This window comes from Psychrobacillus sp. (assembly GCF_056205495.1).
Genome location: NZ_JBAEAP010000198.1, coordinates 1 through 2,258, shown reverse-complemented (window position 1 = coordinate 2,258; position 2,258 = coordinate 1). Strand labels below are relative to the sequence as shown.

General features: G+C 32.4%; 3 protein-coding genes and 1 pseudogene. 3 read left to right on the top strand and 1 reads right to left on the bottom strand.

The window, feature by feature from the left end:
- The 3 genes from AC06OU_RS05885 to AC06OU_RS05875 form a co-directional block, all read left to right on the top strand.
- On the top strand, positions 1–485 hold a 485-nt coding region (locus AC06OU_RS05885), incomplete at its 5' end, for a TetR/AcrR family transcriptional regulator (protein WP_475854588.1).
- A 205-nt stretch (positions 486–690) separates the two neighbouring features.
- Entirely contained in the window at positions 691–1,572 is an 882-nt protein-coding gene (paaX, locus tag AC06OU_RS05880; protein ID WP_475854587.1) for a phenylacetic acid degradation operon negative regulatory protein PaaX, read from the top strand.
- Between the two features lie 104 nt (positions 1,573–1,676).
- Positions 1,677–1,868 (top strand): hypothetical protein, encoded by a 192-nt coding sequence (locus tag AC06OU_RS05875; RefSeq protein ID WP_475854585.1) that lies wholly within the window; start codon positions 1,677–1,679, stop codon positions 1,866–1,868.
- A 226-nt stretch (positions 1,869–2,094) separates the two neighbouring features.
- Here AC06OU_RS05875 and AC06OU_RS05870 read toward each other — a convergent pair.
- Positions 2,095–2,258: pseudogene (locus AC06OU_RS05870) on the bottom strand (gamma carbonic anhydrase family protein); the annotation flags it as partial.

Sequence of the window (2,258 nt, the reverse complement as noted above, 5' to 3'; positions counted from 1 at the left end):
CATTAGTAGCATTGTTGAACGAAAAAACTGAACTTCAAGCGCTGACGGTTAAAAAAGTGGCAGACAAGGCCGAATTGAATCGAGCTACATTTTATTTACATTTCGTAGATTTAAATGACTTATTAAAAGATCTGGTAAAAGACATATTTTCAGATTTAGAAGAAAAGTTAAAACCCTTACTCCTCTTAGAAAGCTCTAATGAACGAACTCAGTTATTATCCTATTTAGATTATTTTTATAACCATCGCATCATGTTCTCCGTTTTATTTAAAGAAGACCGTTTTAAGCGCAAAATGCATAAAGAAATAAAGTCATTTATCAAAGCGCGAAGAACGACAAGACAAGTATTAGATGGGCCAGAACGTGTCTCACTGGATATACTTGCTTCTGCAATGTTTGGGGTAATTGAATGGTGGTTAGAAGAAGGTACGGAGCATAGCTCAGAATATATCGTCAATCAAATCGAATTACTTTTTAGAAAATAGATTGTTTTTCTGTGTTAATATAATGTCATTTATTTTTACCGTGTTGGTATAGCTCTTACTGATTTCTTCAAGAGTGAAAATCAATTCAGAAAATTAAATTATTTTCAGGGAAATAATTAGTATACTCTTATAACAAATTAAAGAAAAAATTCTGAAAAAGTGATATATTATTAATTAGGTAAAATAGAAATGAGTGATTAATAACATGTCTAATACACAGTCAATGATCTTTACTGTTTATGGTGATTATATAAGGCACTACGGCAATAAAATATGGATTGGAAGTCTGATTCGCCTACTCAAGGAATTCGGACATAATGAGCAATCTGTTCGTGTTGCAGTATCTAGAATGATGAAACAAGGATGGCTCGAGTCTGAAAGACAAGGAAATAAAAGCTATTATTATCTAACTAAACGAGGCAAGGTAAGAATGGAAGAAGCGGCAAATCGAATTTTTAAGCTTATGCCTAATGAATGGGATGGGAAATGGCGCATATTGATGTATACGATTCCCGAGGATAAAAGACAAATAAGAGATGAGCTTCGAAAAGAGCTGCTGTGGAGTGGTTTTGGAAGTTTTTCTAGTGGATGCTGGATCTCTCCGAATAATCTAGAAAAAGAAGTAAAATTATTAATAGATAAATATGAAATACACGAGTATGTAGACTTTTTTGTATCTGATTATAAAGGTCCTAAAGAGAACCGTGCTTTAGTTGAAAAAAGCTGGCCACTTATTGATATAGAGGCAAAGTACAAGGAATTTATAACGAATTATAGTCATCAATTTATTGTGCATCAAAGTATGATAAATGATAATAAAATGTCCTCTGCAGACTGTTTTGTAGAACGAACAAGGTTAGTCCATGAATACCGGAAGTTTCTTTTTATTGATCCTGGTCTTCCGAAGGAGCTATTGCCAGAGATTTGGAGCGGAAATCATGCTGCACTTTTGTTCGAGCAATATTATAAATTACTTGCACCATTAGCTAGTGAATTTTTTGAAGGTGTTTTCCAAGAGGATAATGATTTGAAAAGAAGAGATGAAAAATATGATGTTAATTACCACCCTCTATTAAAGGAACTCTAGGAGTAGTGTTATTCCTAATAAATTAATAAATAAATAAATAGATAGTAGGAACTTCTTTGTTAGTTATTCGTAAGTATATGAATACAAAATGGAGGTTTACTTAGATGATTGAGTGGTGGAAGCGTAAAAGAGAGCTAAGAATTAAAAGAAAAAAGAATAATATCCAAGTATCAAAGTGGAGTTATTTTGACTTTTTTTTCACTTTAGCTGATATTATTATATTGCCAGTTCGTTTTGTTTTTTGGATACTTCGAGGTATTGGTAGAGCGATAGGGAATCTTTTTGATGGAATATAATATGATGGGGACACCATGCCAAATGGTGTCTTTTTAGTTTACAATAAATTTTTCATTTTCAAGTGCGGGTGTCTATAAAAAATGGAGATAATTTTTTGAGAACAGCATATACATTTTAAAATGAAAATTCTTTCACTGATAAATATAGACCAATATTTTATAATACAAATAAAAAAAGAGCTGGGAACAGTATCACCAAGCTCTTTGTGGCTTTGAAGTTCTTAGACTAATCTGCAGTTTTAACTGACAGAGTGTCTTCAAAAATTTCTCGGTAATCATACCCTTTTTGTACATAATTATCAATTGATAGTTGTATAAGCTCAAGATCCTTATCATTAAGCTCTCGTACAACCTTTCCAGGTGAGCCGACGATTAATGAACGAGGAGGGA